6 protein-coding genes are annotated in these 6,135 nt (G+C 45.9%); 5 read left to right on the top strand and 1 reads right to left on the bottom strand.

Annotated features, from left to right (window positions below; genetic code table 11):
• On the bottom strand, positions 1 to 1,854 hold a 1,854-nt coding region (locus AC4E7D_RS10480), incomplete at its 3' end, for an AsmA family protein (protein WP_490173746.1).
• 56 nt (positions 1,855 to 1,910) lie between these two features.
• On the opposite strand from AC4E7D_RS10480, the gene tsaD reads away from it, so the two are divergent.
• The 5 genes from tsaD to AC4E7D_RS10455 all read left to right on the top strand — a co-directional run bounded on the left by tsaD (position 1,911) and on the right by AC4E7D_RS10455 (position 5,927).
• Positions 1,911 to 2,981: a tRNA (adenosine(37)-N6)-threonylcarbamoyltransferase complex transferase subunit TsaD gene (gene tsaD, locus AC4E7D_RS10475; RefSeq protein ID WP_490173745.1), complete on the top strand. Its 1,071-nt coding sequence runs from the start codon at positions 1,911 to 1,913 to the stop codon at positions 2,979 to 2,981.
• Between the two features lie 56 nt (positions 2,982 to 3,037).
• Positions 3,038 to 3,385: a TfoX/Sxy family protein gene (locus AC4E7D_RS10470; protein ID WP_490173744.1), complete on the top strand. Its 348-nt coding sequence runs from the start codon at positions 3,038 to 3,040 to the stop codon at positions 3,383 to 3,385.
• Positions 3,386 to 3,388: 3 nt separating this feature from the next.
• Positions 3,389 to 4,096: a 16S rRNA (uracil(1498)-N(3))-methyltransferase gene (locus AC4E7D_RS10465; protein ID WP_490173743.1), complete on the top strand. Its 708-nt coding sequence runs from the start codon at positions 3,389 to 3,391 to the stop codon at positions 4,094 to 4,096.
• A gap of 70 nt (positions 4,097 to 4,166) precedes the next feature.
• Positions 4,167 to 4,823 (top strand): DUF4159 domain-containing protein, encoded by a 657-nt coding sequence (locus AC4E7D_RS10460; RefSeq protein WP_490173742.1) that lies wholly within the window; start codon positions 4,167 to 4,169, stop codon positions 4,821 to 4,823.
• Between the two features lie 3 nt (positions 4,824 to 4,826).
• On the top strand, positions 4,827 to 5,927 hold the full coding sequence (locus AC4E7D_RS10455) for an AI-2E family transporter (RefSeq protein WP_490173741.1): 1,101 nt from the start codon (positions 4,827 to 4,829) through the stop codon (positions 5,925 to 5,927).
• Positions 5,928 to 6,135 lie beyond the last annotated feature (208 nt).

Below are 6,135 nucleotides of genomic sequence, written 5' to 3'. Positions count from 1 at the left end.
GGCCAATTCCTGATTGGGGGTTATCGGATAAGGGGTGTAATTGGTGTAAATACTCCCAATCGAATTTTGAACCAGCCTGCCCAGTTCGCCGGTTTTAAACCTCCCTTTCATGTATCCGGTAATGATATCCGGAGAATTTATTTCAATGGTCCTGAGGGTATCCCCGTCAAAAGCCGAAGTGATTTGAAAATCTTCGAAATAGTAGGTGTCGTTAATGTTCTGATAGCTAGTGCGTGTAAAATTAATTTCCCCTTCTACATCATCGGGATTGCTTCCGATGACGTTCATATTGACAATGCCCTTAAAAATAGAGACACTGTCCTTTATGAAGTTCATTTTCTTGAAATCCGCATAATCCACTGCAGCAGTAAAGTTGAATTGGTTCTGTGCGCTTCTGAAATCAGCCAATCCCTTGAAGGTAAACTTTACATTTTGGTCATTACTTTCCACATAACCGTCAAAAAGCTGGTCCTGCAATAGGCCAGACACCTGTATATCCCGGTACAGGTAGTTATTGAAATCCACAGAATATACCTGTCCGCTGATCTCGGTATTCAGCGTTTCCCGTATAAAGCCTTTCCCCTTGACATTGAAATCAAGTGTGGTAAGCCCAAAGCTCTTATTACCCACCATGCGGCCGAGGTCAAAATCGATCAGGGAAATAAAACCCGCATAACTGGCCGCTTCCAGGTTGTCGAACTCGGTAAGGTCCAAATCGGCATAAAAACTACCGGGAGCACTGTTTACATTGATTTGGGCATTGACCGAATTCTCAGTGATCATACTGCTTCCGCGGACGGTAAACCTGCCTAAAGCCCGAACGTTTTCAGGGATATTTTTCCCAAGCAGATCAGGCATAAGCGCCCGCAGCTGGTAATAGCTGCTGGTGACATTTCGCATATTGGCATTCATGCTGAAAGGGGCTTCCGCATCAAATAGGTTGTTAAATGTAAAGTCCCCTCTTACTCCTGTATCATCTGTTAGCAAAAAGAGGTTTTCTGCGCTCAGTCCATTAAGCGTTCCGGAAAAGGAGGAGGCGAAATCCACATTTTTGCCGGCACCAAAACCTGGATACAGAAGGTTGATCTCATCCAGGCTCACCTGGGATTCCTCAAACTGGGCTGTAATCTGTACCTTGTTTACAAAATCGGCCAGGTCTTTCCGCTCGTAATCGAAAACTATATTCCCTTTTAATTCGGAACCGGTGGTTTTTAGGGACAACGTATCGAAACGCATGCGTTCCCTGGTGTATTTGAATTGGGTAGCCAGCCTTTCGATGTTAATTCCAAACTGACTTTGAAGCGAAAGTGCCTCAATATTGGTGGAAACATCAGGGCCGAGGATCAGGAAATCTTCGGCTTCTATATTCAGGGCTTTAAAATCGAGGACCTCAGGGTTCTCCAGGTTGTCGTCTATCAACTGAAACCTGCTATCCCGGATCTCAACATCAGAAGAAGAAAGTAAGAAAGGGGGCGTTCCCGGGGCCCTGGGTTTGTTATCGTCCAGTTTGGCCACAAAGATCCCGAGGTTGCTGTCCGGGGCATCTTCATACGTCCGGTGTTTAAAGTTTAACCCGGTAAGTTCAATATCCCCGAATTCCAGGGTCCCGTTCACCAGGTTGCGAATGCTCAGGATGGAAGTACTCAGCTCATCAATATAAAAAAGGGTGTCCTTCTGGTAATCCTCTACATATACCCCCCTTAGTGCGGTGTCCCAGCTAATCAGGGATACCCTGAGCCGTTCGATATTGATATTGGTCCCGTATTCCTTATTCAGGGAATTGGTGGCATAACGGGCAAGTCGTGTCTGTACAAAAGGCAGGGAAAAAACAAGGGTGCCTAAAACACAAAGCAATAGGATGACCAGTAAAGTACGAACGAGTATTTTTCTCAGTTTCTTGATAGGTCGTAATGTTTTACCTTTGTGCCACCAATTTTTGTTCCAAAAACGTGCAGAATACGGATATTTACACCCTGGCCATTGAATCTTCCTGTGACGACACTTCAGCCGCTGTATTATGCAACGATAAAGTGCTAAGCAATGTTGTCGCAACCCAGAAAATTCACGAGGAATACGGGGGAGTTATTCCGGAACTTGCCTCCAGGGCTCACCAACAGCATATTGTCCCCGTTGTCCACCAGGCTTTGGCTAAAGCAAATATCGACAAAAAACTAGTATCTGCCATAGCTTTTACGAGGGGTCCGGGTCTCCTGGGATCACTTTTGGTAGGTACTTCATTCTCAAAATCCCTATCACTGGGATTGGGGGTACCCATGATTGAGGTTAACCATATGCAGGCACATATCCTGGCGCATTTTATCAATGATGAAGAAAGCCGGATGCCAGAATTCCCTTTTCTGGCCATGACCATCAGCGGGGGCCACACACAAATTGTGCTGGTTAAGGACTATTTTAAGATGGAGGTTTTAGGAGAAACGCTGGACGATGCCGTGGGAGAAGCCTTTGATAAAAGCGCCAAACTGCTGGGGCTTACTTATCCGGGAGGACCACTGATTGACCTGTATAGCAAGGAGGGAAATCCAAAAGCATTTCCTTTCCCCAAACCCAAAGTAGAAGGACTGAATTTTAGTTTTAGTGGGCTTAAAACCAGTATTTTATACTTTTTGCAGAAGGAAACTGCCAAAAACCCAAAGTTCGTCGAAGAACAGCTGAACAACATTTGTGCTTCGATACAATACACCATCGTGGGCATCCTTATGGACAAACTAAAAAAAGCAGTAGCGGAGACGGGGATCAGGCAGGTAGCCCTGGGCGGTGGGGTTTCAGCCAATTCCGGAATTCGAAAAGCCCTGTCCGATGCCGAACAGGAATTGGGATGGACGACCTACATCCCCAAATTTGAATACTGTACCGATAATGCGGCAATGATCGGGATTGTCGGGTATCTGAAGTACAAGGCCGGAGACTTCACAGACCCTTCAGTAGCGGCACAGGCCCGTTACAAGCTCAGAGATGCCTAACACCCTAACAAGTACCGTTCTTATCGGTTTTCGGATGGAAATGATTACCTTGAGGCATGGCCTATAACGCATCGCTGAAAGACCGCATTCGACTGGCATTTCAACTTTTTCCAGATTCCATCCACAGGAATATTCAGGAGAAAAAAATGTTTGGCGGAATTGCTTTCCTGTACAAAGGAAAAATGACGGTAGGCATTGTAAAAGACGACCTTATGGTACGGGTAAAACCTGAACATATGGAAGCTACTTTGAAGATGCCTGATGTTAAGCCTATGGACTTTACGGGAAGGCCCATGAAAGAATTTGTTTTTGTCTGCCCTCATGGGTACGCCACCGAAGAAGAACTCCAGCATTGGCTGGAAATGGGAGTTGCCCACGCCCTGTATAAATTAAACGAGAAATAAATTATGCAACTGTTCTACAATCCTAACCTGGACCAAAGTGTTTCCCAATTTGCCTTTTCGGAAACAGAAAGCAAGCATATTGTAAAAGTCCTGCGCAAACAATCAGGGGATGTCCTGGAGATCACAAACGGCGAGGGATATCTTTTTGAAGCGGAAATCCTGATCGCCGATCCAAAAAAATGTACGGCCAAGGTGGTGAAAACCACTAAGAAGCACCGGAAAATGCATAGATTGCACATGGTGGTAGCCCCCACAAAGAACACTGACCGGTTTGAATGGTTTCTGGAAAAAGTTACCGAGATCGGGGTAAATGAGATCACCCCCATCATCTGTGAACACGCTGAGCGGAAAGTGCTTAAGTTACCAAGATTGGAAAAGATCATGCAGGCGGCCATGAAACAATCCCTGCGCACCTACCTGCCCAAACTCAATGAGGCCGTTCTTTTTGAGGAGTTTATCAAGAGGGAGCATAAAGGCCTGTTGTTCATCGCGCATTGTCATGAAGGTGAAAAGATGGAGCTTATCCGTCGCATAGCCCCGGATAAGGACGTCACTGTCCTGATTGGCCCCGAAGGTGATTTTTCGGAACGGGAAATTGAGCTGGCCTATGAGAACGGTTTTTATCCTGTATCCCTTGGCGATGCCCGCTTGCGCACAGAAACTGCTGCTATCGTTGCATGTACCACGGTAGCGATGATCAATAACCGGTAAGTAATAAGGTAGGCCTGTTGCAATGGACAAGTTCGATCCTAATACCGCCTTTATATGTAACTTTGCGCCTATGTTTGGCATCAAAAACAGTTTATTTACTAGCCTTTTATTATTGCTCCTGGCTACCCCCAGCATTGGGCAGGAAATCGCCATATTGAAGTATGGCGGAGGTGGCGACTGGTATGCCAATCCCACAGCAATTCCAAATTTGATTGCCTTCTGTAACGAAAATATCGGAACCACCCTGAAAGAAAGACCACAAACCGTGACCGCAGGGGAGGAAGCTATATATCAGTATCCCTTTTTGCACATGACGGGGCATGGCAACGTTTACTTTTCGGAAGACGAGGCCCAAAACCTCAGGACCTACCTCCTCTCCGGGGGATTCCTGCATATTGATGATAATTATGGTATGGCCCCCTATCTGAGAAAAGAGCTTAAAAAGGTTTTCCCGGATAAGGAACTGGAGGAACTCGGGGCAGATCACCCGATTTTCAGCCAGGTTTATGCGTTTCCAGACGGCCTTCCCAAAATACATGAGCACGATGGAAAACGACCACAGGCCTTCGGTATTTTTCATGAAGGCAGATTGGTGCTTTTGTTTACTTTTGAAAGTGACCTGGGGGATGGATGGGAAGATCCGGAGGTGCACAATGATCCCGAAGAGGTCAGGCGGAAAGCACTGCAAATGGGCGCCAATATTGTTCAATACGCCTTTAAAAATTAAAACGTGACTCCTAACATTATTTCTAAAGGTATTCTTAGGGCTGTGGGGATCATCACAGGTGTTGTCCTCCTGCTGTATTTCCTGTACGAAATCCGCTCTGTGATTGCTTACATTGCCATGGCAGTGGTCGTAGCCCTGATTGGCCGGCCCATGACCCTCTTCCTGAGGAGGCGTTTAAAGTTTCCCAATACCCTGGCGGTAGTAGTGACCATGTTATTCATGGTGGGCATTCTGGCGGGTATCATTGCCCTTTTTGTCCCTCTTATCACTGAGCAAAGCCGCAACCTGTCCCTTCTGAATATTGAAGCCTTACAAAGCAGCCTGAACAAGCTGTACAGGGAGGTCATACAATACCTCGGAGCTTCCCCTGAAGAAGTCAATGAACTCATTCGGGAATCCGCCTTGGATCAGAACGTACTGGACGGGCTCGATCTGGGATTTATTCCCAACATCCTGAATTCCTTCGTCAACATACTGAGTTCGGTGAGCATTGGATTATTCTCTGTGCTCTTTATCTCCTTCTTTTTTCTGAGAGACAGCAACCTCTTTCAAAGAGGGCTACTGGTGTTTATCCCACAGAACAAGGAAAACAACACAGTAAAATCCATCGATAAGATCAACAGCCTGCTTTCCCGCTACTTTATCGGATTGCTGATCCAGATCCTTATCCTGTTCACCATTTACGTCACGGTATTGCTTATTGTTGGAATAGAAAATGCAGTGGTCATCGCCTTCCTCTGTGCCCTATTCAACATCATCCCCTATGTGGGGCCCATCATTGGTGGGGCACTTATGATCTTCCTCACCATGACCAGTAACCTGGATGCCGATTTTAGCACGGTTATCTTACCCAAAACCGGCTATGTTTTAATAGGCATTGTAGTAGGTCAGTTGGTGGATAATTTCTTTTCCCAGCCGTTTATTTTTTCAAGCAGCGTGAAATCCCATCCCCTGGAAATCTTTCTGGTGATCATTGTAGCCGGACTCCTTTTTGGAGTAGTGGGTATGATCATTGCCGTACCTGGGTATACGGCCATAAAGGTGATTTTGAAGGAATTTCTCTCCGAAAACGAGATGGTGAAACGGTTGACAAAGAACTTATAGTTGTGCTTTGAATAAAAGTATTTTAAATACTGGTGTACAAAGTTTTATACGCAATTTTTTGAATAATGACATCTTGTCAGTTGCTCTAAAAAAGAGCCCTTTTCCTGGGGTTTCGTCCCAGGAACTGGCACAGCAGCTAACCTCCAGAAATAAGTGCGAAAACAAACTTCCAGGCTGGTACCGTAGTGAAGGTGTTTACTACCCGGAC

The sequence above is a fragment of the Lentiprolixibacter sp. genome, assembly GCF_982873095.1.
Note: the sequence above shows the minus strand (reverse complement) of the source record. Positions and strands in the feature narration are given on the sequence as shown.

Bases quoted from the DNA above. Each gene is read 5' to 3' on its own strand.
- AC4E7D_RS10470 (WP_490173744.1), top strand. From the start codon at position 3,038: ATGGCCTATAACGCATCGCTGAAAGACCGCATTCGACTGGCATTTCAA.
- AC4E7D_RS10460 (WP_490173742.1), top strand. From the start codon at position 4,167: ATGTTTGGCATCAAAAACAGTTTATTTACTAGCCTTTTATTATTGCTC.
- AC4E7D_RS10465 (WP_490173743.1), top strand. From the start codon at position 3,389: ATGCAACTGTTCTACAATCCTAACCTGGACCAAAGTGTTTCCCAATTT.
- tsaD (WP_490173745.1), top strand. From the start codon at position 1,911: ATGTTTTACCTTTGTGCCACCAATTTTTGTTCCAAAAACGTGCAGAAT.